Origin of the sequence: Limnohabitans sp. (assembly GCF_023910625.1) — a bacterium.
Taxonomy (GTDB): Bacteria; Pseudomonadota; Gammaproteobacteria; order Burkholderiales; family Burkholderiaceae_C; genus Limnohabitans_A.
Window position 1 is genome coordinate 2,016,929 of record NZ_JAAVVW010000003.1, and the last position, 22,944, is coordinate 2,039,872.

The following is a 22,944-nucleotide window of genomic DNA, read 5'->3' on the forward strand; positions in this document are numbered from 1 at the left end:
TTTTGCATGTCGATATTGACTGCTACGAATGCGCTTTTCAGCTCAAGTGCTTGCCGATGATCCCGGCCAGCTCGAACATGGTGGCGCTGTCCTTGCCAAACACCGCTTGCAGCTTGCCATCGGCTTTGATGGAGCGCTTGTCTGCCGGGTCTTGCAGGTTGTTGGCCTTGATGTAGTCCCAGATTTTCTTGACCACCTCGGTGCGGGCATAAGTGCCGTCGCCAATCACGGCCATCAGGGCCGGGCTGGGTTTGAGGGTGCCCACGGCGGCTTTGCGCGGCGCCTTCTCGGCAGCGGGCTTGGCGGCTTTTTTGGCGGCAGCGGTTTTGGCCGTGGTCTTTTTAGCCGCCGCTTTGCCAAATGGGGTCTTGGTCGCTGCCGTCTTGCGCGGCGGGTATTTCTTGCCACCTTCGCGCTGCTCAAACTCAAACGTCACCTTGCCCTCTTCGGGGTTCCAGGCCAGCATGGCCTTGAAGCTGCGGCGTGTGCGGTTGCTCACGAACTTGTCGAGCACGTCGGTTTTGCCGTTGGTCAAGAGTTTGACGACCTGCTCGCGCTCCACCGGTTGCTGCAAGATGAGTTTGCCGGTCTTGAAGTCGCAACTCGGCGTCGGTTGCTCATTCGTCGGCACGGCTTTGCTGCACAGGTAGTTGCTGCCGTGCTCGTGCACCGGGCTGCCGCACTTGGGGCATGCGCCGAGCGACTCGTCGGTGAACTCGACAATTTCGCCACTCTCTTCGTTCTTCTTGTCGTCACCGAAGTCGAACTCGAGCTTCCAGTTTTTCTCTTCTTCGTTGTACTTGAGCGCCATCTCGGCCACAAAAGGCCAGCCGGCTTTGGAACGGAAGCCGTCCAGCGGGCCGATCTTCTTGTCGCGCATGAACTGTTCGACTTCGGCTTGTTCAAAGGTGCGACCCGCAGGCGACTTGCCAAAAGAGAAGCCGCAGCCGTCGCTTGCGCCGTCGGATCCAGTACACGTATAGCGGCGGTAGTTTTCTTTCACCACGCCACCGCAATTGGGGCAGGGCGTGGTCACCGTGGCGTAGTCGCCGGGCACGGTGTCGCGGTCGTACTCTTTGGCTTTCTTGACGATGTGCTCGGTCATGGCCGCGATCTCGGCCATGAAGGTGGCGCGGCTCAGTTTGCCTTGCTCCATTTGCGCGAGCTTGTATTCCCACTCGCCCGTGAGTTCGGGGCGCGAGAGTTCTTCGACCTGCAAGCCGCGCAGCAGTGTCATGAGCTGGAAAGCCTTGGCCGTGGGAATGATTTCGCGGCCTTCGCGCAGCATGTATTTTTCATTCAGCAGGCCTTCGATGATGGCGGCCCGCGTGGCGGGTGTGCCCAGACCTTTTTCCTGCATGGCTTCGCGCAGCTCGTCGTCGTCCACCATCTTGCCCGCGCCTTCCATGGCACCCAACAGCGTGGCTTCTGAGTAGCGTGCAGGAGGGCGCGTCTTCAAGCCCTTGGCCTCGACCGAGTCGACGCCGACTTGTTCACCCGGCTGCACCGGCACCAGGTTCTGGCCTTTGTCACCGTCCTTGGCGTCTTCCACTTCTTGTGCGGCTTCTTTGCCGTAAATGGCCAGCCAACCGGGTTTGACCAGCACCTTGCCCACGGTCTTGAAGCTGTGGCCTGCAGCCACGCTGATGCGGGTGGTCACTTGGTATTCGGCGCTGGGGAAGAACACCGCCATGAAGCGGCGCACCACCAGGTCGTAGAGCTTTTGTTCGGCCTCAGACAAACCGCTGGGCGCTTGTAGCGTGGGGATGATGGCGAAGTGATCCGACACCTTTTTGTTGTCGAACACGCGCGGGATCTTGCGCACGTAGTGGTTGTTCAGGGCGGTGAGCGCGTGCGGGGCCAGGTGGCGCATGCCGCTGTCGGCCAGCATCTCGAAGGTTTGTTTGGCCACGGGCACATAGTCTTCGGGCAGGTGGCGCGAGTCGGTACGCGGGTAGGTCAGGGCCTTGTGGCGCTCGTACAGGCTTTGGGCCAGGGCCAGCGTGGTCTTGGCTGAGAAGCCGAATTTGCCGTTGGCCTCGCGCTGCAGGCTGGTCAGGTCAAACAAGCCGGGGCTGGCTTGTGTGGTGGGCGTGGCCTCTTCCGTCACGCTGGCGGTTTTGCCACGCACGGCATCGACGATGGCTTGCGCCTCGGCAGCGGTCCATTTCCGGTCGGCTTTCTTTTCAGCGTCTTCTTCTTTTTTCCATTTGGGGTCGAACCACTTGCCCGGGTAGGTGCCAGCAGCTGCGGCGAACTCGGCGTGGATTTCCCAGTAATCGCGGCTGATGAATTTGCGGATTTGCTCTTCGCGCTCGACCACCACGGCCAGCGTGGGCGTTTGCACCCGGCCCACGGTAGTCAAGAAGAAGCCCCCATCGCGTGAATTGAAGGCGGTCATGGCGCGGGTGCCGTTGATGCCCACCAGCCAATCGGCTTCTGAGCGGCTGCGGGCGGCGTCGGCCAGGCCCTGCATCTGGGTGTTGGTGCGCAGGTTGTCAAAACCGTCGCGGATGGCCTGGGGCGTCATGGACTGCAGCCACAGGCGCTGCACCGGCTTGTCCAAGCTCTTGGTGCCCCCGGCGTACTGCTCGATCAGTCGGAAGATCAATTCCCCCTCGCGGCCCGCGTCACAGGCGTTGATGAGGGCGTTCACGTCCTTGCGCTTGGCCTGCTTGACCACCGCGTTCAGGCGGCTCTTGGTTTTGTCCACGGGCTTCAAGTCAAAGTGCGGTGGGATCACCGGCAAATTGGCAAAGCTCCATTTGCCGCGTTTGATGTCGTACTGCTCGGGGGCCTGGATCTCCACCAAGTGGCCCACCGCGCTGGTCACCACATATTTGTCGTTCTCGAAATGATCGTCGTGTTTTTCGAACTTGCCCGAGGTCGGGGTCAAGGCTTTGACGATGTCTTGAGCCACCGAAGGCTTCTCTGCAATTACCAAGGTTTTCATGTCATTACAATCCGTTGTCTCGCGTGTGCGCACGCGCCCGGGCACGCGCTCACGCACGCGCCCACATGAATTCACCATAACAAATTTTTAACGCCGTGGCCAAAACCCCAGTTTCCTCCCCCAGCCTCACCAAGCCGAGCGCATCCGGCAAACGCATCCAGGTTCGCCGCTCCGGCGTGCATGGCAAGGGCGTTTTTGCCCTGCAAGACCTGGCCGAAGGCGAGACCCTGATCGAGTACGTGGGCGAGGTCATCAGCTGGGACGAGGCACAAGAGCGCCACCCGCACGACCCCAATGACCCCAACCACACCTTCTACTTCCATGTGAACGAAGACCGGGTCATTGACGCGCTGTTTGGTGGCAACTCTTCGCGCTGGATCAACCACAGCTGCGCACCCAACTGCGAAGCCGATGAAGACAACAACCGCATTTTCATCAAGGCCATTCGCAACATCAAAGCGGGCGAAGAGCTGAACTACGACTACGGCCTGATCATCGACGAGCCTTACACCAAGAAGCTCAAGGCCGAATACCCCTGCTGGTGCGGCAGCGCCAACTGCCGGGGCACGCTGCTGTCGCCCAAGGACCGCCCCGACACACCCAAAACACCCAAAAAAAAGAAAAAGAAAAACAAAGCCAAGACTGGCAAGTCTGACCAAAAGACGACCAAAAACCGATGATGCCCCACACGGCATGGCCAGCCGAATTGATCCAGGAGCAGGTTTACCCACTGCTGCCGGACTTCACGGTGGAAGTACTGCCCGAGATCGACTCCAGCAACAGCGAACTCATGCGACGGGCTCGGTCAGGCCAGCACGAGGCCACCTTGTTGGTGGCCGAGCGCCAGAGCGCTGGCCGCGGCCGCATGGGCAGGGTTTGGCGCAGCCTGCCCGGCGAGTCCCTCACCTTTTCCCTCGGCTTGTCTTTGACCCCCAAAGACTGGTCGGGCTTGTCCCTGGCTGTGGGCCTGAGCCTGGCTGAAAGCCTGCACCCTGACATTCGCCTGAAATGGCCCAACGATTTGTGGCTCGAAGACCGCAAGCTCGGTGGCATCCTGGTCGAGGCATCCAGCATGGGCGGGCGCAGCCACGTAGTGGTGGGTGTCGGTCTGAATATCCTTGCGATGCCTGCCGCAGGTCTGAATCCCGCGCCTGCGGCGCTGACGGAACTGCTGCCCAATTTGAGCGCAGCAGCATGTCTGACTCGGGTGGCTTGGCCATTGGTCCAAACCTTGCTGCAATTTCAGACCAAGGGCTTTGCACCACTGCAAAACCGTTTCGATCTTCGGGATGCCCTGAAAGGACGAAGGGTACACACCAGCGATGGTCAACACGGCCTGGCCCTGGGCGTCAGTTCAGGGGGTGGGTTACGATTGCAGACCGAGCTGGGCGTGCAGGAAATCCACAGCGCCGAAATCAGCGTTCGACCTTTTACATGACGGGACTGCGGAGCATGTTGAAATACGGCGTGGGCCTATTGGTTTTGCTGAATGCGGCTGTGCTGGCCTGGCAATGGGATACTTTTGCGCCTTGGGGCTACAGCCCCCAAGCCAACCGCGAGCCTGAGCGCCTGCAACAGCAATTGCGCCCTGAGGCCCTGAAGCTGTTGGTTACGCCTCCTGCACAGGGCTCGGCTGCGCCCTCAGAGACCCCGGCAGATGCTGAGCCCACGGGTGGCCCGCAGCCAATGGCCAATCCGGGCAACAGCGACACTGACGTCACCCCCAGCTCAGCGCCCACTGCCCCTGGCAGGCCTTGATTCGAGAGAGACCATCACGCAGTTTCTGGCCATCGTCTTGCATTTGGACCCACTCTTTGTGCAACAGGGCTTTCTGCCAGTCGCCGAGCCAGCCGTTGCTCGCGTGATACAACGCGAACGCTTGCAACTGGGCATGGGTACAAAGGCCTGAGCGGCCATCGCTTCAGACCGCGCCAAACCGCAAGGTAAAACAAGCCCCTGGCCAGGCTTGCCCCGTGAAAGTGGCGTCAATGCTGACCGTTGCACCATGTTGCTGTGCAATTTCCTTGACGATGGGCAGCCCCAAGCCCGAACCATCCACGTCCGTGCCCAAGGCGCGAAAGAACGGCTGGAAGACACGGTCCCGTTCATGCTGCGGAATACCCGGTCCATTGTCTTCTACTTGCACAACCAGCACTTTGCTGTACGGATCTGCCAGTACCCGCACCGTGATCACGCCTTTGTGCTCAGGGGTGCCCGGGGTGTAATGAACTGCGTTTTCCACCAAATTACGCAACATCTCCTTGAGCAAGGTCTTGTTGCCCCGCAACTGTGCGCCAGACGCACCCGGCTCCACGCCCTCGTAACCCAGATCCAGCCCCTTGTCCATCGCACTTGGCAGGCAATCTTGCAAAACTTCACTGGCCAGGGTGGCCATGTCGCACTGCTCTTGCAGAATATGGGCGCCCCCACCCTCTGCCCGGGCCAATGAGAGCAATTGGTTGACGGTGTGCGTGGCCTGCACGCTGGCGCGACCGATCTGTTGCAGGGACTTTTTCAAATCCTCCTCGCTAGAGCCCGAACGCTGGGCCAGATCGGCCTGCATGCGCAAGCCGGCCAATGGCGTTTTGAGCTGGTGCGCGGCATCGGCCAAGAAGCGTTTTTGCGTGACGATAGAGTCTTTCAAGCGGTCCAGCAAATCATTGACCGACATCACCAAAGGGGCCACCTCCACCGGTACTGCCTTGTCGTCCAAGGGGCTCAAGTCATCCGGTTTTCGTGCACGGATGCGTTCTTCGAGTTGAGACAAAGGCTTGATGCCACGCACCAAAGCCAGCCACACCAGAAGCACTGCCAGCGGCAGCAGGGCAAACTGGGGCAACATCACGCCTTTGATGATTTCGGCCGCCAGCACAGACCTTTTTTCTCGCGTCTCGGCCACCTGAACCAAAGCGATTCGATTGCCCTCAGCATCCAGCCGTATCCAGGTGTAGGCCACCCGAACTTCTAGACCCCGCATTTCGTCGTCACGGATATGCACCTCGTAGCTGCTGCCTGTGGGTTCATAGGGCTTGGGCAATGGCAGGTCGCGCTCACCGCTGAGGTGTTCATTCTGTGCGCCTCGGACTTGGTAAAAGACCCGATCCGTCTCGTCAGCTCGCAGCAGTTCGCTCGCTGGCTGAGGCAGGTTGAATTGCACAGTCTTGTCGGGCCCAAGCCTGACCTGTTGCGCCAGGGCCTGAACGTTGTACACCAGCGCCCTGTCAAAAGGCTTGTTGGCCAACCCCTGAGCGACCAACCAGGTCAGGGCCAAGCTGATGGGCCACAGCAAAAGCAGCGGTGTCAGCATCCAGTCCAGAATTTCACCAAACAACGAGCGTTGCTCGCGTTTGAAAACCCGCAAATTCCAGCCTTTGGACGTCATGGGTCAGTGGATCTGCAGCATCGGTGTGGCAAAGCAATCAACCCGGGATTTTTTCCAGGCAGTAGCCCAGTCCGCGCACCGTGGCAATGCGGATCGGACCTTTTTCGATTTTTTTCCGCAAGCGGTGGATGTACACCTCGATCGCATTGTTGCTGACCTCTTCGCCCCACTCGCACAGGCGCTCGACCAACTGGTCTTTGCTGACCAAGCGGCCTGCGCGTTGCAACAAAACCTCCAGCAAACCCAACTCGCGCGCGGACAGCTCGATCATCTTGCCATCGATGGTGGCGACACGACCAGATTGGTCATAGACCAAGGGTCCGTGCTTGATTTGTGATGTGGCACCGCCCATGCCGCGGCGGGTGAGAGCCCGCACGCGGGCCTCGAGCTCCTGCAGGCTGAAGGGTTTGGCCATGTAATCGTCAGCCCCATAGTCCAGGCCTTTGACGCGCTCTTCCACACTGTCTGCTGCCGTGAGGATCAACACCGGGAGCACAGAACCTCGGGCGCGCAAACGTTTGAGCACCTCCAGGCCATGCATCTTGGGCAAACCCAAGTCCAGAATCAGCAGATCGAATTCGTTGTTGGTCATCAAAGCCGCGTCGGCTTCGCTGCCACTGGCCACGTGGTCCACCGCAGCACCCGCACTTCGCAAAGTGCGCAACAAACCGTCAGCAAGCACTTGCTCGTCTTCGGCTATCAGAATGCGCATGGCTGTCTCCTGTTGATGTGCGGCCGTGATGGATGGCCTGTCCGCCCGGTGATTTTAGGGGGTAGCGCTGCGCTGCGCGGCGCGGCGCGGCGCGGCGCAATCCTGACAAGCCGTTCGTCCAAGGGCGACACCCGGCTGCCCCGGGCTGACCGCGCCCCGGGGCTAGCCTCAGCGCGGGTCGGTTGCCAGCAGCGTCTGCACCAGCGCCCTCAGGTCGCTCTGCAGTCGGGCCATGCCCTGCGGGATTTGGGCCAGTGTGTGCTCGTCCATGTAGAGCTTGCGGTTGATCTCCAACTGAATGCTGTGCCGGTGCTGCGCCGGTTGGCTGTAGCGGCGCACCAGTTCAACCCCTTTGTACGGATGGTTGTAGGCCACGCTGTAGCCGCGCGCGCGCAATTGCTCGCAGATCATGGCCGAAAGTGCCGGGCTGGCGGTGGTGCCGTCGCGGTCGCCCACCACGAAATCCGCATGCTCCAGACCTGGGAAATCGGTGGCGAAACGCCCGGCCACCGCAGGCATGGAGTGGCAGTTGATGTGGATGCTGAAACCATGCCGTGCATGGGCCGCCCCGATGGCCTGCTGCACGGCGGCATGGTAAGGGTGCCAGCAGCGATCTATGCGATGACGCACCTCGGCCACCGTGAGCTGGCGGTTGTAGATGGGCTCGCCTTCGTCGGTCAGCTTCCAGATCAGGCCCTTGCCCAGGCGCACCTTGCTCAGCACGGCGGGGTCGGTCGCGACGGGGTCAGGCCAGGGCTCATCGAGCAGGGTGGTGTCCAGCTCGGTCGTACTCCGGTTGGCATCCAGGTAGATGCGCGGAAAGTGCGCCTCGATCCAGGCCGCTCCCAGCTCTGGAGCAAAGGCGTAGATCTTCTCGACATGGGTGTCCTCGGCGCGCCGCAGCGTGGCCAGCGCGCAGGCCGAGTTGAAGTCGGCCGGATAATGCGTGCCGCTGTGGGGCGAGTCGAGCACCAGGGCGGTGGTGCCGGCAAGGGCCGTCACGAAAGCGGGCGCAGGTCCGGGTGAGTCGGTCACACCGGGTTGGGCTTGCTGGAAGTGTTGCTGGATCAGTTTCAGGGCTGCATGCATAGGCAGAGTGTGCACAAAGTGGGGCGGCTGGCCTGGCCGCCCAGACCGGTGAAAGACCATGGTTATCGCTGTCGCGGTCTTTCCCGGCTATGGCCGCCGGGCCCTCCCGGGCCCGGTGTGGGTTCAGTCGAGCACGACCTTGGCGTAGGCGGCGACGCCCTTCATTTTGCCGATCTCGTCGGCAATCTGGGCGGTGAACTCCCTGGATATCGTGCCCGAAGGGTAAAGCCCCTGCCCGGCAAGGCGCTCGCGCACCGCGGGCTCGCGCAGCGCCTGCGCCACGGCTTGCTGGATGCGGTCTACCGCGGCGCGGGGTATCCCGGCCGGCGCCACCAGCCCAAACCATGACGGTTCGTTGGCCTGTTTGTAGCCCAGGGCCGCGTAGGTGGGCACGTCGGGCAGCACCTCCAGCCGCACAGGCCAGGACACCGCCAGCGCCCGCAGCTTTCCGGACTTGATGTGGGGCAGCGAGGACGCCACCTGATCGAAGTACACGGCCACCTGCCCCGCCAGCACATCGTTGATGGCCGGGCCTGCGCCTCGGTACGGAATGTGCACCATCGACGTGCCAGTGCTGCGCTTGAACAGCTCGCCCCACATGTGGCCGATGGTGCCGTTGCCCGGGCTGGCGTAGGACACTTGGCCGGGGTTGGCCTTGAGGTACTTGACCAGTTCGGCAAAGTCCTTGACGGGCAGGACGGCGGGGTTGACCACCAACACACCGGGGGCCTTCACGATTTCGGTCACACCCACGAAATCCTTGATGGGGTCGTACGGCAGCTTTTTGTACACGGCGGGGTTCACACCGTGGGTAGAGAGCGTGGCCACGCCCAGCGTCAGGCCGTCTGCCGGGGCGCGGGCCACCTCGGCCATGCCGATGGAGCCACCCGCACCACCACGGTTTTCCAGCACCACGGGCTGCTTGAGGATGCGCGACAGCGGCTCCTGCAGACTGCGGGCCGTGATGTCGGTGGCACCGCCCGGCGGGAACGGCACGATGATGCGCAGGGGCTGCCCCTCTTGCGCGAAAGACATTCCGGGAGCGAAAGATACAGCGGCAAGCGCTGAGAGCATGTGACGGCGTTGCATGGGTAGTTCTCCTTTGTAAAAAACGGAGATTACGGTTGGAGCGCTCGGGTGACAAGCAACAGATGGAGCTGATAACATTCCAAAAAGGAATAATCAAACTGCTGCGCCATGTCCTCGCTCCGCCGTCTTACACCCCCTTTTCACCTGTTGCGCGCCTTTTCAGGGGTGACGCGTTTTGGCAGCGTGTCCCGCGCGGCGGATGCACTGCACCTGACGCAAAGCGCAGTGAGCAAGCAGATCCGGGAGCTGGAGGACTGGGTGGGGGTGGTCCTGTTCGAGCGCAGCCGCAAGCGCCTGACACTGACCCCTGCGGGCGAGCGCTACGAGAAGGCCGTGCGCGCCGTGCTGGCTCAGCTGGAAGCCGCCACACTGGAGCTGATCACCAGCAACGATGGCGGCGGCGCGCTGCACCTGTCGAGCCTGCCCACGTTTGCCGCCAAGTGGCTGATCCCGCGCCTGCCGCAGTTTCAGCATCTGCACCCGCAGATCACCCTGCACTTCGTGCCCTACGTGCACAGCTACGACTTCGAGCGGCCCGAGCTGGACTGCTCCATCCTCTTTGGCGATGGCCACTGGCCGGGCGCGCACGCCGACTACATCACGGGCAACGAGGTCGCGCTGATCGCACCGCGCACGCTTTCAGCCGATATCGCCATCAACACACCAGGCGATGTGGCGCGCCATACGCTGATGCGCCATGTGACGGTGCCCGAGGCCTGGCTGCACTGGAGCGAGACACAAGGCGTGACAGGATTGATAAACCCGCTGGCGGGCCCGCAGTTCGACCAGTTCCAGACTATGATCCGCGCCGTTATGGCGGGCATGGGCCTGGCGCTGGTGCCGCGCTGCCTGGTGCAGGACGAGATCGCTGCCGGGCTTGTGCGCGAGCCCCTGGCCCAATACCCGATGGGCGGCGGCTACTGCGGCGACATGGGCTACTGGTTCTGCTATCCGGAAGGCCGCACACAGCTGCACGCGCTGTTGTGTTTTCGTCAATGGCTCTTGCAGGGGGCTGCGGGCGAGCCAGACGCCAAGCACGCCGCACTTGCCACGTCGACCCCATTTCCCTGATGGCCTGATCGCACCCACGCATGGCGATCATCCGCCCCCCGCGCCTGCTGCATACACCTCCAGCCCCAAAGCCACCACGGTGGCCACATCCTTGCCCACTTCGGTACGGAATTCGGCCTCGGCCTGGGCCACTGCTTCCTTGAAGGCTTGCAGCCAGGCCAGGCCCACGGGGGTGAAGACCACCCGGCGAGCGCGAGCGTCCAGCGGGTCGGGTTCGCGCTGCACCAGCCCCCAGGCCGCGCACTGGTCCACCAAATCTCCCATGGCCTGTTTGCTCATGCCCGCCGCCCGCGCCAGATCGGTCAGGCGCGAGCCGTCCAGCGCCAAATGGCGCGTGATGTGCACATGCGCGGCGCTGATTTGGTCACGCGAGGCCAGGTTGGCCAGCGCCAGCGGCACGCCCTCGTTGCCCGCCATCAGGTGCAGAACGCGCTCGTCAAACCGCCGCATGGCGTGGCCCAACAGCCGGCCCAAATGCGTCTGACGCCAGCGCTCATCCTGCAGCGCAGGGCTGCTCAAGGCGTTTGAATGGCTGTTTTCTGACATGGCTAAATGATAAGGCAAACTGACCAAAAATACTGTTTACAGTTTTATACAGCTCGTTTACAGTACTGTTCACGCATCCAGTAAACAGCACATCACCGCTGAACCCGATGCCCCAACCCATTGATATTCAAGGAGATTCTCATGAGCGACGACAACAGCGAAAAGTCCAAAGCCCTGCAAGCCGCCCTGGCCCAGATTGAAAAGCAATTCGGCAAAGGCACCATCATGCGCCTGGGTGAGGGCGAAGTCATCGCCGACATCCAGGTCGTGTCCACCGGCTCTTTGGGCCTGGACATCGCGCTGGGTGTGGGCGGTTTGCCCCGTGGCCGCGTGATCGAGATTTACGGCCCCGAGTCTTCCGGCAAAACCACCCTGACCTTGCAAGTCATCTCCGAAATGCAGCGCCTGGGCGGCACCTGCGCCTTTGTCGACGCCGAGCACGCGCTGGACGTGCAATACGCCCAAAACCTGGGCGTGAACCTGCAAGAGCTGCTGGTCAGCCAGCCCGACACCGGCGAACAAGCCCTGGAAATCGTGGACAGCCTGGTGCGTTCCGGCGCGGTCGATCTGGTCGTGATCGACTCGGTCGCAGCCCTCACCCCCAAGGCCGAAATCGAAGGCGACATGGGCGACAGCCTGCCCGGCCTGCAAGCCCGCTTGATGAGCCAGGCCCTGCGCAAGCTGACCGCCACCATCAAGAAGACCAATTGCACCGTCATCTTCATCAACCAGATCCGCATGAAGATCGGTGTCATGTTCGGCAGCCCCGAAACCACCACCGGCGGCAATGCGCTCAAGTTTTACGCCTCGGTTCGTCTGGACATCCGCCGCACCGGCACCATCAAGAAAGGTGACGACGCGATCGGCAACGAGACCAAGGTCAAAGTGGTCAAGAACAAAGTCGCGCCGCCCTTCAAGACGGCCGAGTTCGACATCCTGTTTGGCGAGGGCATCAGCCGAGAAGGCGAGGTGATCGACATGGGCGTCACCGCCAAGATCGTCGACAAGTCGGGCGCTTGGTACGCCTACCAGGGCGAGAAAATCGGCCAAGGCCGTGACAATGCCCGCGAGTTCTTGCGCGAGAACCCGGCGTTGGCCCGCGAAATCGAAAACAAGGTGCGCGAATCGCTGGGCATCCGCTTGCTGGAGTCGGCCATTGCCGAGCCCAAAGGCGAATAAAAGTCCATTAAGAGGCGGCCCCGCTTGAACAAGCCCGGATTTCAACCCTCGCTCAAAGGCCGCGCCCTGCGGCTTTTGAGTCAGCGCGAACACTCGCGCGCCGAGCTGGAACGCAAACTGGCACCCCACGAAACAGTGCCCGGCGAATTGGCCAAAGCGCTTGACGAGTTGCAGACGCGTGACTTCCTCAACGACGGCCGCGCCATCGAATCCGTGGTCCACCGGCGTGCAGGCAAATGGGGCACGGCCAAGGTCCAGCAAGAGTTGATTGCCAAAGGCTTGATTGGCGAAGCAGTGGCCCACGCCCTGGCGAACCTCAAGGACACCGAACTCAGCCGTGCCCGGGAAGTCTGGCGCAAGAAATTTGGCAGCCCGCCGCCAGACCCGCAGACCCGCGCCAAACACATGCGCTTTTTGCTCACCCGAGGCTTCAACGCAGAAGTGGTGCGGCAGGTGGTCAGGGGCGCTGACGAAGACGACTTCGGGTGATTTCAGCGCGGCAGGAGTGCCTGGCGGGCGCGCCCTCAAAGTCAGGGGGTCAAGTCCAGCAGCACCTGCGCTTGTGCTGCGACTTTGGCCCAGTGGCGGTCTTCGGCGGCGCGCTCGGCATACCGATTGAAACGCCAGGACGTGCCATCCACCGTGATGCGACGCCACACGGCACGCTTTGCAGCAGGGCTCATTTCGGTCCAAAGCTGCACCTCTTCAAAACTGCGACCACAGCCCTTGCAACTTTCGTCGCCCTGACTGGTCGAACAAATGGCAATACACGGCGTGTCCGGGGTCGTGGCATACCAATCCTGCCAGGCCAAGGCGGCAGCCAGCGGCCACGAACACTCATCGACCAAGTCCTGCCGGTGGTAAACCATCAAGCCATAAACCTCGGCCAAAGCTCGCAACTCAGGCGGCAGAGTCACCCCATCCGGAGAAGGGTTCTTGCTGCGCCAATGGTTGATGGCCGCTTCGATGTCGGTGATGTGGATGCCAGACATGGTGTGGGGTGTTCGAGGAGGGCGATCATAGCCCCAATGGCCAGGATCAACGGTCTGGCGGCTGCAAGGCCCGCAGGCGTTCGCGGGCATGCCGCAGGCGCACATCCACAATGGACGCCTCAATGTGTTCACCCGGCTGCAAACGTCCGGCAAGGGCCGCCTCTTGCGCTGCACGAAAACGGTCGATGGCACCCGGCCAATCGAGTCGGGCCGCCTGCGCCTCTCCGGCCGCTCGCATGGCCGCCAAAGTTTGACCTTGTACCGTCAACAGGCCCGACAAACGGTCCCAGGCCTGCGCGTCCAGCGGGGTCTGCCGCACCACCTCCCGCAACTGCGCTTTGACGGATGGCCACAGGGGGTGCTCGGGCAATTGCTGCAGCACCTGCGACAAGGCCATCAATTCAGGACGCAGCAAGCGCTGCCCCTGGTTTTCTTTCGTCAACACCTGCACGGCCAATGCCGGCTTCTCTTGCCGCTGCGCCACCTCGGCCTCAAGCAAATGCAACCATCGCTGCGCCGCCGCATGGGAGGGCAAGTGGCGATGCGACTGAACCAAAGCGCTCAAGGACTGCAGATGACGCGAGGTGCCCTCAGCATCGCGCAACAAAAGATGGGACAAACTCGCCGCATAAAGCGCAGCCGCCCGGTCGGCAGCCGAAGCCGTGGCAGCCAGTGATGCCGGGCCTTGAGTCCAGGCCTTGAGCGCGTCGGGGCCGCTTTGTGACAAAACCCGGGCTCTGGCTGCCAGCATGGCGTGCGCCATGTCTGGCAACGGCCGGGGCAGGGACGCATTCAATTGCTGGCGAGCCTGCATGTCGGCCATGCGCTCGGTGGTCAAAGGGTGACTGCGCAGATACGGAAATGCCCCGCTGTCATTCAAGCCCGCAGCTTGCTGCAATTTGGCAAACATGCTGACAAACCCGCCGGGGTCATACCCCGCATCCACCAAAATGCCATAGCCGACACGGTCGGCCTCTCTTTCCATGTCGCGGGTGTAGCTCAACTGAGTCTGAATGGCTGCAGCTTGCCCCCCCACAATCAGGGCCTGCGCTGCTTGCGGGTTTTTACTGGCCGCCATGGCACCCAAAATCATGGAACCCACCAACCATGGGGTCATCTTGGACTGATCGCTGATGCCGCGCGCAATGTGCCGCTGCGTGACGTGGCTCAACTCATGGGCCAGCACCGACGCCAACTCGTCGGCCGTGCTCACCACCGCCATCAAACCCAGGTGCACCCCCAAATACCCCCCGGGCAATGCAAAGGCATTTACCGAACGGTCTCGACCCAGCAAAATCCGCCAGGCAAACCGCTCTTGAAGCTCTGCGGACAACTCACCGCGCGCCACGGCGGCTCTCACCAAAGGCGCCCAAAGCTGCTGAATGTACTCGTCCAGCACCGCATCCTCCAGATAATCCGGGTCACGAAACAGCTCGCGGGCAATCCGGTCACCCAATTGACGCTCGGCACTCAGGGAAATGCTCTCGCCATCGCCAAGCGCGGGCAAGCCCATCGCCTGACCATGCGCCAAGCCCGCACTCAGAGCCCAAGCCAGCGCCAGCCCGAGCACATTGTGAAGTCGTCGATCAGTAAGTTTCAAAGCGATCCATGCCATGTATTAGCACCGTATGATGCACGCTTGTTGTGAACCTGTCGTCAATCCTGAAATTTCTGCTCATGAACCACCATGTCCTGACCCATTTTGATGCAAAAGGCCAAGCCCACATGGTCGATGTGGGAGACAAAGCCAACACCCGGCGTGTGGCCGTGGCCCGGGGCCGGATCAGCATGTTGCCCGGCACCTTGGCATTGATCACCTCCGGCTCTGCCAAAAAGGGCGATGTGCTGGGCATTGCCAGAATTGCAGGCATCCAGGGCGCTAAAAAAACCAGCGACCTGATTCCCCTGTGCCACCCCATCGGCTTGACCCGGGTGGCCGTTGAATTCGACATCCAAGACTCCAGCGTGGTCTGCACAGCCACGGCCGAAGTGAACGGCCAAACAGGGGTCGAAATGGAAGCCCTCACTGCCGTGCAAGTGGCGCTGCTCACCATCTACGACATGTGCAAAGCCGTGGACCGGGGCATGGTCATCACCGATGTGAAGCTGCTGGAAAAGCACGGCGGCAAGTCGGGGAGCTTTGTGGCCGGCCGCCCAACGGCATGAGAATTTCCCATTTAAGCAAAAGATCACATCATGGACCTTCACCGGCGCGACAAGCACCTGCCCATCAAGGGCGACAGCCACGGCCTTGGCCAGAACATGGACGGGACTTTCGGCCCGATCGTGCTTTGATGCGTGCCAAAGGCTTGCACGCAGTGGGCGTTCGCGCCACCATTTGCATGACCCTGCTTATGCTGGCCATCGGCATTGTGCCAGCCCAGACAGCGCCCCTGCAAACCGTGCCCTCAGTGGATGTGCCCCGCTACATGGGCACCTGGCACGAGATCGCCAAATACCCCAATCGGTTTCAGAAGAAGTGCGTCAACAGCACGCAGGCCACTTACAGCCTGCAAGCCGATGGTCGGGTGCAGGTGCTCAACCGCTGCAAAACCGACCAGGGCGAATGGAGCGAAGCGCTGGGCGCCGCCCGACAAATTGGGGGGCCCACCTCTGCCCAGTTGAAGGTCCGCTTTGCGCCCGCCTGGTTGTCATTCGTTCCGATGGTGTGGGGCGATTACTGGATCATCGACCTGGACCCTGATTACCAGTGGGTGGTGGTGAGCGAACCCCGGCGCGAATACCTGTGGATCTTGTCACGCCCCCCCCAAATGCCAGTTTCCACCTACCAAGCCTTGCTGGCCAAGCTCGACAAACTGGGCTTTGACCTGAAAAAGATCGAGCCCAGCAAACCTTGACAGATGACGGGGCTCAGTGCGCCGCTTCGGCCACGCGCACCTGGCTGGCGGCATCTTGTGCGAGTTGGGCAATCAGGGCACGTGCACCGGCATTGACCAGCGCATCAGGCTGCAAACGCAAAGCGGCGTCCGAGAAGTGGTGCACCACCTCGGCCACGTCATCCGCATCAAGCGTTGTGGGTTTGTAAACCGGACTGCACCGTACCTTTTGACCCAGCGCCCGGTAAAACACCGCCGCCAGATGCGCCGATGCGCCATACACGCTGCGCTGTTGGCCCGCCGCCGTGACACGCAAGGTGTAGCCATATTTGCCCTTGACGCACTCGGCCTCAGTGATGTCCTTCAGGGCAAAGTGTTGCACCGTTGTGCCCGTGTCGTTTTCGGACACCAGCAACCGCTGGTCCGTCAACAACCACAAACCCCGCCCTGCCAGCACCACGCGGCCCAGCACATAGCCCAGCAACCGTTCGGTCGACTGGAGGTGGTCACGCATCTGCTCCACATCGGCTTGTTTGAGCAACTGCGCTCCATAGGGATTGTTGCCCTCGATCAGCAGTTCGCTCAGTTCGTTGCCATTTTTCAAAAAATCCAGCCAGGCCATCGCATGTCTCCAAGTTAGCCGCTCATGTTCGGGCATGCACCGGTTGGCAGTGCCCTTGGCTGGCCAAAGGTCTTGGTTCACGCAAGGTTATTGGGCTGCCAAAGCCCGAACCCCGGCACGCCCATTACCACGCAATGTGCAGACTGGCGCTGGCTGGCCCACACTGCTTGCCAGCACCTTGTGGAACCATGTCTTCTTTTGCCTCATTTTCTGCCGCGATGAATGCTTGGGTCTGTCCGCTCAAGGATGCCGTGACGGCCCGCATCCAGTCCGAGTTGGGCGCGCGCGTGCGGGCCATGACCGGGGCCACGGGCGATGCCCATGATTTTTTGCATCCTGCGGGTGATCCCGGCCTGTTCGGACCGGATGCCGTCACTTGGCAAGTGCATGCGCATTTCGTGGCCATGATGACGGGCGGCTTGTCTTCGCTGATCTTGCAAGCCTTGCATCCGCGCGCGCTGGCCGCCGTGTGGGACCACTCCAGCTTTCGCACCCAGTTGCGCGCGCGGCTGGGACGCACCGCTTCTTTTGTGGCCACCACCACCTATGGCGGCACGGCCGCGGCCTTGCAGGCCATCGAGCGGGTCAACCACATCCACGCCAACATCCGTGGCACCTTGCCCGATGGCCGCTGCTACGTGGCCAACGAGCCCGAACTGATCCGTTGGGTACACCTTGGCGAGACCATCAGCTTTTTGCGCGCCTACCAGGACCTGTCAATGCAAGCGCTCAGCCCCGCGCAGCAAGACCGGTATTTTTGGGAAATGAGCCGCGTGGGCCAGCGCCTAGGAGCGCAGGACTTGCCCGAAACACGCCACCAGGCGCTCACTCAACTGCTGGCTTACCGGCCCGATTTGCTGATGGATGAACGCACCCGCGAGACCATCCACCTGATTGAAAACTACCCTTGCGCGCCCAGCGAGCGGCCGCTGGTCATGCTCATGGTGCGAGCCGCCTTTCAGATGCTGCCCGATTGGGCGCTGGACTTGTTGCAGCGCCCACGCACTTGCTTGGCCGAGCAAGCTGCCGTGCGCAGCGCCTTGCAAGCCATGGGTGCCTCGCTGGCCTGGGCCTTTGCCGACACGGGCGTGGCGGCACGGGCGCGCCAGCGGGTCAGCACTTCCCCAGCCGTCAAGGCACCTGGATCGTCTCCAGATACCTGATCAGCGACACGATGCGGTTGCGCGCAGACCACTCGGCGGTGGTGGGCGAGTCTCCGGTCTGGGTCATGGCGCGGGCCTTGAACTCTTGGCCCCAGACCGGCATTTCGCGCGACCCGTGGGGCCCGCCGTCGCCGGACCAACGGCCATCGATGATCTCCCACATCAACTCCTGCGGGAACTTGCCGCCATTGCGCTGTGCAATCTGGGTCAGATCCGACGCTGGCTTGACCAGAAACGAGCCCATCGGCCCATTGCCCTTGCCCGTCGTGCCGTGGCAACTGGCGCAGTTGTCGCGGTAGTCAGCACGCCCCAAACCCACCGAGGTTTGGGCCCAAGCCGAAGCGGTGACGCTGAGGATGCTGGCGATGACGGCACGCTGGATGCTGTTGTTATTCATGATGGCTCCTGTTGTTTTGGAAAAGCGTCATCATCGGAAAAACAGCGCCAGGCGTCTGTGCGTTGGCGCGCCAAAGGGCTCAGATCCGGTCACCAGATGCCCATGGGCCCGGTGTCCAGCCGCCGAACATCAGGCGTGGAAGACGGACACCGTCTTGGTGTTGAGGTAGGCCTCCATCGCCTCGGGGCCACCTTCGGAGCCATAGCCCGAATCCCTCACGCCGCCAAAGGGCAGTTCGGGCCAGGGCGCGGCCGGCTGGTTGACCCAGAGCATGCCCACTTCGAGGCGCTGACTCAGCTGGTGCAAGGTTTTCATGGAATGGGTGAAGGCGTAAGCGGCCAGACCAAAGGGCAGGCGGTTGGCTTCGGCAATGGCGTCTTCGATCTTCTCAAAGCTGCGGATGGCGGCAATCGGGCCAAAGGGCTCATTGACCACCACATCGGCATCGAGCGGCACATGCGACAGCACGGTGGGCGCAAAGAAATTGCCTTGGGTGCCGATGCGTTCACCGCCTGTCAACACCTTGGCGCCTTTGGCTCGGGCGTCCTGCACGATGGACTGCATGGCGGCCAAGCGGCGCTCGTTGGCCAATGGGCCCATCTGCGTACCTGCCGTGAGGCCATCGCCCACTTTCAGGGCCTGCGCTTGCTCGGCAAAACGCTGGGAAAACTCATCCGCAATCGCGTGGTGCACCAAAAAACGGGTGGGCGAAATGCAAACCTGGCCCGCGTTGCGGAACTTGGCCGCACCCGCAGTCTTCAGGGCCAAACCGATGTCGGCGTCTTCGGCCAGGATCACCGGGGCGTGACCGCCCAGCTCCATGGTCACGCGCTTCATGTGCTGGCCCGCCAAGGCGGCCAATTGCTTGCCCACTGGCGTGGAGCCGGTGAAGGTGATCTTGCGGATCAATGGATGCGCGATCAGGTAGTTGGAAATTTCGGCGGGCGTGCCGTACACCAAACCGATGACACCAGCGGGCACACCCGCGTCATGGAAAGCACGGATCAATTCAGCAGGGGCAGCAGGGGTCTCTTCAGGGGCCTTGACGATGATGGAGCAGCCGGTGGCCAACGCCGCCGACATCTTGCGCACCGCTTGGTTGACCGGAAAGTTCCAGGGCGTGAACGCAGCAACCGGGCCCACGGGCTGCTTGAGCACCTGCTGTTGCACCTGGAGGTTGCGCGGCGGCACGATGCGACCATACACGCGGCGGCCTTCCTCGGCAAACCATTCGATGATGTCGGCAGCCGTCATGGCTTCGGCCTTGGCTTCAGCCAGGGGTTTGCCTTGTTCCTGGGTGAGCAGCTCGGCAATGTGCGGGGCACGCTCGCGCATCAGCGCGGCAGCTTTGCGCAGGATGGCGCTGCGCTCGTTGGCGGGGGTGTCGCGCCAGATTTCAAAACCCTTTTGCGCGGCTTGCGCAGCACGCTCCAAGTCGGGCACACCGGCATGGGCCAAGCGGCCAATTTCGGTGCCGGTGGAGGGGTTGAACACGGGCAGGCTGCGACCGCCCTCGGCGTCGCACCATTGACCGTTGATGAAGAGTTGGGTATTTGGGTAGGTCATGGGTTGTTCCAGAAATCGGGAGTCGGGCGACAAACCACCCGAACAAAGGCCAGATTGTCGCCCGATTTAGCGTCATGGCGGTCAAGCACGGGACAGGCCCCGGTCCGCATCACCCTCCGGCATAAATCCGGGGACATCACACAATTGACCTTCTGATGGATGGTGCGCCGGCCAGCACGGGCCTAACATCAACCCCTGATTGATCCCACGCAAGTGCCTGGGCTGAGCAGGAAAGGCAATGCATGAACTTGGCCACAGCATCGACCGCTGGCTTGCCATGCGCCGCACCACTGGACCGTGCACTGCATCACTTTTTGCTTCAGGAGATCTGCATGAGCCTTTTCAAGAAAATCCTGGTGCCCATTGATGGCAGCGACACGGCCGACAAAGCCATGCGCGTGGCGCTGGATATGGCGCACGAGTCCTTGGCCAGCGTGCGGTTTTTGCACGTCATGGATGACGTGCGTTACTTCAGCAGCTACGAGTTATCGGACGATCTGCACACCTGCGCTTTCGACAACGCCAAAAAAATATTGCAAAACGCGATGGACGCTGCGGCGGCCCTGAGTGTGAACGCCGATACCCAACTGCTCAACAAACCCGGCCAGCGCCTTGGCGAAAACGTGGCCGATGAAGCGGCAAGCTGGGGGGCAGACTTGGTGGTCGTGGGCAGCCACGGCCGCAGGGGACTGGGTCGCATGCTGTTGGGCAGCGGGGCCGAACAGGTCATGCGTTTGTGCCCCGTACCAGTGCTGATGGTGCGGGGGGCATGATCGGCCTTGTGCCAACATAGGCAGCATGGCAGCGCCTGTCGATCACGTCACGCCCGTCCGCGCGCCCAGTTGCGCGTTAGGGCGACCGTTGCGGCATCGTTTTTGACGATTGGTCTTCAAGCGACCGGCAACCATCGTGACAAAGCGGGTTTCGGCTAGGCCGCTACCGTCTGGCGCACCGCATGCTCCCACTGCGCCATTTTTTCTGCCGCCCGCTCGCGCGACAGCGTAGGGTGGAAGGTGCGTTCGGCGCGCCACAGTGAAGTCAGCTCCTCCAGCCCAGAGTACAGCCCGGTGTGAAGGCCGGCCAGATAGGCGGCGCCCAGCGCAGTGGTCTCGATCACCGCAGGCCGCACCACCGGAATGCCCAGCAGGTCGGCTTGAAACTGCATCAACAAATCGTTCACGCAAGCGCCGCCGTCCACCCGAAGTTCGCTCACCGGCACGCCACCTGCGGCCACGGCATCGCGGCTCATGGCGTCGAGCAATGCAGCGCTTTGGAAGGCAATACTTTCAAGGGCAGCGCGCGCAATGTGGGCCATGGTGGTGCCTCGTGTCAGGCCGGTAATACTGCCGCGGGTCTCGGGCTGCCAGTAGGGTGCGCCAAGGCCCGTGAAGGCTGGCACCAGCACCACGCCCCCCGCATCGGGCACGCTTTGGGCGAGTGCCTGCACCTCCCTGCTGGATTCGATGGCGCGCAGTCCGTCTCGCAGCCACTGCACCACCGCGCCACCTATGAACACGCTGCCCTCCATCGCAAACCGGGGGTTGCCGGGCGGTTGCGCGGCGGCAGTGGTGATCAGGCCATTTTGGCTCACCTGAAAGCGCTCGCCGGTGTGCATCAACATGAAGCAACCGGTGCCGTAGGTGTTCTTGGCCATGCCAGCACGAAAGCAGGCCTGACCAAACAGGGCGCTTTGTTGGTCACCTCCCACGCCGCTGATCTCGAGCGGGGCGCCCAGCCACTGCGCACTTATTTGACCAAAGTGCCCGCTCGACGGCAGGGCCTGTGGCATCAAACTGACCGGTATGTCCAACGCTGCCAGCAGCTCATCGTCCCACCGCCGGGTATGGATATTGAACAGCATGGTGCGCGATGCATTGCTGATGTCGGTGACGTGCCGTGCACCACCGCTGAGTTGCCAGATCAGCCAACTGTCGACCGTGCCGAAGGCCAGTTCGCCGCGTTCGGCTTGGGCACGCGCGCCGGGTACCTTATCCAGGATCCACTTGAGCTTGGTGCCAGAGAAATACGCATCAATGCGCAAGCCTGTCTTTTGCAACACGGTGTCAGTCAGACCCTGTTCGCGCAGCGTGGTACAGGTGCTTTCTGCTCGGCGATCCTGCCAGACGATGGCGTTGTACACCGGCTCACCGGTCTTTCGGTTCCATACCAGCGTGGTTTCACGCTGGTTGGTGATGCCTACGGCATGGATCTGGCTGGCCTGTAAGTTGGCTTTATTCAGGGCCTCGCGCGCGGTGGCCAGTTGGCTCTGCCACAAATCTAAAGGCTTGTGTTCCACCCATCCCGGCTGTGGGTAGATCTGCGGAAATTCCCTTTGGGCCATGCTCACGACACGGCCGGCATGATCGAAGACGATGCTGCGAGAACTCGAAGTGCCCTGATCCAGAGCCAAAAGGTAGGTCATATTGAAAACGGTTAAACAGATGGATTGGGCTCGCGAAACGACTCAATCGGTATTGGGTTCGGTATCACACAGCACGCATTTCACGTTGCCCAGCGCCAGCTGTTCGTCGAATGGCGAAGGCGGGGGCTGGTCGGTGAACAGCACGTCGATGTCATCGAGCCGTGCCAGCTCCACCATGGCCGATCGGTTGAACTTGCTGTGGTCGGCGGCCAACCACACTTCGCGCGAATGTTCAACAATGGTACGCGCCACTTTCACTTCGCGGTAGTCAAAGTCACGCAATGTGCCATCGGCTTCGATACCGCTGATGCCAATCAGGCCGATATCGACCTTGAACTGACGCATGAAGTCCACAGTGGCCTCGCCAACGATGCCCTGGTCCCCACTGCGCACCTGCCCTCCGGCCACGATCACCTCGCAGTCCGGGTAGGTGCTCATCACAGACGCAATGTGCAGGTTGTTGGTGATCACGCGCAGGCCCTGGTGGTGCCGCAGCTCGTGCGCTACCGCCTCTATGGTGGTGCCGATGTTCATGATCAGGGAGCATCCGTTGGGCACACGGCTTGCCACCGCCCGCGCGATGCAGATCTTGGCCTGCGATGACATGCGTTGGCGTTGTCGGTAGGCAATGTTCTCGGTGGTCGAGACAGGCTGCCGCACCCCGCCGTGAAATCGGGACAGCAACCCCGCCTCAACGAGACGCTTCACGTCGCGCCGCACGGTCTGTAGCGTGACACCAAAACGCTCGGCCAGAGCCTCAATGGTTTGGGGGCTGCTGGCGCGTACTGCGTCCAACAGTTGGGTATGGCGCGGATTCAGGTTCATGGGGTACAGGATAGACGGGCCAAGATAAATCTGTACTCGAACATAACGGAAAATAAAAAGAGCCTGATAAGGGTTAACACTGAATCCAAAAGAACAGAA

Annotated in this window: 23 protein-coding genes; 10 read left to right on the forward strand and 13 right to left on the reverse strand. The window is 61.8% G+C overall.

Annotated elements, in window-relative coordinates:
* Positions 1–37: 37 nt before the first annotated feature.
* Positions 38–2,953 (reverse strand): DNA topoisomerase III, encoded by a 2,916-nt coding sequence (locus tag HEQ17_RS13065; protein WP_296293128.1) that lies wholly within the window; start codon positions 2,951–2,953, stop codon positions 38–40.
* Positions 2,954–3,048: 95 nt separating this feature from the next.
* Between HEQ17_RS13065 and HEQ17_RS13070 the strand changes: the two genes are divergently transcribed.
* The 3 genes from HEQ17_RS13070 to HEQ17_RS13080 are packed head-to-tail and all read left to right on the forward strand — an operon-like array spanning position 3,049 to position 4,711.
* Positions 3,049–3,633 (forward strand): SET domain-containing protein-lysine N-methyltransferase, encoded by a 585-nt coding sequence (locus HEQ17_RS13070; RefSeq protein ID WP_296293129.1) that lies wholly within the window; start codon positions 3,049–3,051, stop codon positions 3,631–3,633.
* A complete protein-coding gene (locus HEQ17_RS13075) occupies positions 3,630–4,391 on the forward strand; it encodes a biotin--[acetyl-CoA-carboxylase] ligase (RefSeq protein WP_296293130.1) in 762 nt (253 codons plus the stop codon). Before HEQ17_RS13070 ends, HEQ17_RS13075 begins: the two co-directional genes overlap by 4 nt.
* A gap of 14 nt (positions 4,392–4,405) precedes the next feature.
* Entirely contained in the window at positions 4,406–4,711 is a 306-nt protein-coding gene (locus HEQ17_RS13080) for a hypothetical protein (RefSeq protein ID WP_296293131.1), read from the forward strand.
* A gap of 163 nt (positions 4,712–4,874) precedes the next feature.
* Here HEQ17_RS13080 and HEQ17_RS13085 read toward each other — a convergent pair whose 3' ends face one another.
* The 4 genes from HEQ17_RS13085 to HEQ17_RS13100 all read right to left on the reverse strand — a co-directional run bounded on the left by HEQ17_RS13085 (position 4,875) and on the right by HEQ17_RS13100 (position 9,225).
* A complete protein-coding gene (locus HEQ17_RS13085; RefSeq protein WP_296293132.1) occupies positions 4,875–6,335 on the reverse strand; it encodes a sensor histidine kinase in 1,461 nt (486 codons plus the stop codon).
* A 37-nt stretch (positions 6,336–6,372) separates the two neighbouring features.
* Complete coding sequence (locus HEQ17_RS13090) at positions 6,373–7,047, reverse strand: response regulator transcription factor (protein ID WP_296293133.1); 675 nt, start codon at positions 7,045–7,047, stop codon at positions 6,373–6,375.
* A 168-nt stretch (positions 7,048–7,215) separates the two neighbouring features.
* Positions 7,216–8,136 (reverse strand): N-formylglutamate amidohydrolase, encoded by a 921-nt coding sequence (locus HEQ17_RS13095; RefSeq protein WP_296293134.1) that lies wholly within the window; start codon positions 8,134–8,136, stop codon positions 7,216–7,218.
* 123 nt (positions 8,137–8,259) lie between these two features.
* Positions 8,260–9,225 carry a tripartite tricarboxylate transporter substrate binding protein BugE gene (locus HEQ17_RS13100; RefSeq protein WP_296293135.1) on the reverse strand — a complete coding sequence of 322 codons (966 nt, stop codon included), beginning with the start codon at positions 9,223–9,225 and terminating at the stop codon, positions 8,260–8,262.
* Positions 9,226–9,333: 108 nt separating this feature from the next.
* Here HEQ17_RS13100 and HEQ17_RS13105 point away from each other — a divergent pair, with 108 nt between their 5' ends.
* The gene (locus tag HEQ17_RS13105) at positions 9,334–10,296 is read left to right on the forward strand and encodes a LysR substrate-binding domain-containing protein (protein ID WP_296293136.1); all 963 of its coding nucleotides are present in this window, start codon (positions 9,334–9,336) and stop codon (positions 10,294–10,296) included.
* Positions 10,297–10,323: 27 nt separating this feature from the next.
* Here HEQ17_RS13105 and HEQ17_RS13110 read toward each other — a convergent pair whose 3' ends face one another.
* Positions 10,324–10,842, reverse strand: coding sequence for a MarR family winged helix-turn-helix transcriptional regulator (locus HEQ17_RS13110; RefSeq protein WP_296293137.1), 519 nt, complete (start codon positions 10,840–10,842; stop codon positions 10,324–10,326).
* A 141-nt stretch (positions 10,843–10,983) separates the two neighbouring features.
* Here HEQ17_RS13110 and recA point away from each other — a divergent pair, with 141 nt between their 5' ends.
* Positions 10,984–12,021, forward strand: a complete 1,038-nt coding sequence (gene recA, locus HEQ17_RS13115; protein WP_090044113.1) for a recombinase RecA — start codon at positions 10,984–10,986, stop codon at positions 12,019–12,021.
* Between the two features lie 24 nt (positions 12,022–12,045).
* Complete coding sequence (gene recX / locus HEQ17_RS13120) at positions 12,046–12,510, forward strand: recombination regulator RecX (RefSeq protein WP_296293138.1); 465 nt, start codon at positions 12,046–12,048, stop codon at positions 12,508–12,510.
* Positions 12,511–12,551: 41 nt separating this feature from the next.
* Here recX and HEQ17_RS13125 read toward each other — a convergent pair whose 3' ends face one another.
* Both HEQ17_RS13125 and HEQ17_RS13130 read right to left on the reverse strand, forming a co-directional pair.
* Complete coding sequence (locus tag HEQ17_RS13125) at positions 12,552–13,013, reverse strand: DUF3717 domain-containing protein (protein WP_296293139.1); 462 nt, start codon at positions 13,011–13,013, stop codon at positions 12,552–12,554.
* Positions 13,014–13,059: 46 nt separating this feature from the next.
* Positions 13,060–14,628: a M48 family metalloprotease gene (locus tag HEQ17_RS13130; RefSeq protein WP_296293140.1), complete on the reverse strand. Its 1,569-nt coding sequence runs from the start codon at positions 14,626–14,628 to the stop codon at positions 13,060–13,062.
* A gap of 62 nt (positions 14,629–14,690) precedes the next feature.
* On the opposite strand from HEQ17_RS13130, the gene moaC reads away from it, so the two are divergent.
* Positions 14,691–15,179 (forward strand): cyclic pyranopterin monophosphate synthase MoaC, encoded by a 489-nt coding sequence (gene moaC / locus HEQ17_RS13135; protein WP_296293141.1) that lies wholly within the window; start codon positions 14,691–14,693, stop codon positions 15,177–15,179.
* Positions 15,180–15,355: 176 nt separating this feature from the next.
* A complete protein-coding gene (locus HEQ17_RS13140; protein WP_296293142.1) occupies positions 15,356–15,871 on the forward strand; it encodes a lipocalin family protein in 516 nt (171 codons plus the stop codon).
* Positions 15,872–15,884: 13 nt separating this feature from the next.
* Here HEQ17_RS13140 and HEQ17_RS13145 read toward each other — a convergent pair whose 3' ends face one another.
* Complete coding sequence (locus HEQ17_RS13145; RefSeq protein ID WP_296293143.1) at positions 15,885–16,472, reverse strand: hypothetical protein; 588 nt, start codon at positions 16,470–16,472, stop codon at positions 15,885–15,887.
* 188 nt (positions 16,473–16,660) lie between these two features.
* On the opposite strand from HEQ17_RS13145, the gene HEQ17_RS13150 reads away from it, so the two are divergent.
* A complete protein-coding gene (locus HEQ17_RS13150) occupies positions 16,661–17,635 on the forward strand; it encodes an oxygenase MpaB family protein (RefSeq protein ID WP_296293144.1) in 975 nt (324 codons plus the stop codon).
* Here HEQ17_RS13150 and HEQ17_RS13155 read toward each other — a convergent pair.
* Together HEQ17_RS13155 and HEQ17_RS13160 are read right to left on the reverse strand one after the other, a co-directional pair.
* Entirely contained in the window at positions 17,604–18,032 is a 429-nt protein-coding gene (locus HEQ17_RS13155; protein WP_296293145.1) for a c-type cytochrome, read from the reverse strand. The genes HEQ17_RS13150 and HEQ17_RS13155 overlap by 32 nt on opposite strands.
* Positions 18,033–18,161: 129 nt before the next feature.
* Positions 18,162–19,598, reverse strand: a complete 1,437-nt coding sequence (locus tag HEQ17_RS13160) for an NAD-dependent succinate-semialdehyde dehydrogenase (protein WP_296293146.1) — start codon at positions 19,596–19,598, stop codon at positions 18,162–18,164.
* A 332-nt stretch (positions 19,599–19,930) separates the two neighbouring features.
* Here HEQ17_RS13160 and HEQ17_RS13165 point away from each other — a divergent pair, with 332 nt between their 5' ends.
* Entirely contained in the window at positions 19,931–20,371 is a 441-nt protein-coding gene (locus HEQ17_RS13165) for a universal stress protein (RefSeq protein WP_296293147.1), read from the forward strand.
* A 155-nt stretch (positions 20,372–20,526) separates the two neighbouring features.
* Here HEQ17_RS13165 and glpK read toward each other — a convergent pair whose 3' ends face one another.
* Entirely contained in the window at positions 20,527–22,020 is a 1,494-nt protein-coding gene (gene glpK, locus HEQ17_RS13170; protein WP_296293148.1) for a glycerol kinase GlpK, read from the reverse strand.
* 42 nt (positions 22,021–22,062) lie between these two features.
* Positions 22,063–22,845 (reverse strand): DeoR/GlpR family DNA-binding transcription regulator, encoded by a 783-nt coding sequence (locus HEQ17_RS13175; RefSeq protein WP_296293149.1) that lies wholly within the window; start codon positions 22,843–22,845, stop codon positions 22,063–22,065.
* Positions 22,846–22,944: the final 99 nt, after the last annotated feature.